This is a genomic window from Erwinia sp. PsM31 (assembly GCF_030433775.1).
Lineage (GTDB): Bacteria > Pseudomonadota > Gammaproteobacteria > Enterobacterales > Enterobacteriaceae > Erwinia > Erwinia aeris.
In genome coordinates this window covers 1-206 of record NZ_JARUWZ010000171.1, presented here as the reverse complement: position 1 = coordinate 206, position 206 = coordinate 1, and the positions used below count along the sequence as shown (strand labels likewise).

Annotated in this window: 1 pseudogene; it reads right to left on the bottom strand. The window is 53.4% G+C overall.

Annotation, left to right across the window (positions count from 1 at the left end):
• A pseudogene (locus tag QCD69_RS22840) lies at window positions 1-144 on the bottom strand (N-acetyl-gamma-glutamyl-phosphate reductase); the annotation flags it as partial.
• Between the last annotated feature and the right edge of the window lie 62 nt (window positions 145-206).

Genomic DNA, 206 nt, shown 5'->3' with positions numbered 1-206 from the left:
CAGATCGGAAAGCAATTTTCCGGCGTCAGGGATTTGCGCTGATACCGCTAAAGCGGCTATGTTCACCTGAGGGTGACGGTTCAGGTAGGACGCAAGCTCTACGCCAGCAAACCCACTCGCACCAACAATCACCGTATTTAACAACGGACACCTTAAAACGGTCTCGGGTTTCGGGTGACGCCTAAATGCCGTATACCCACGCCGTA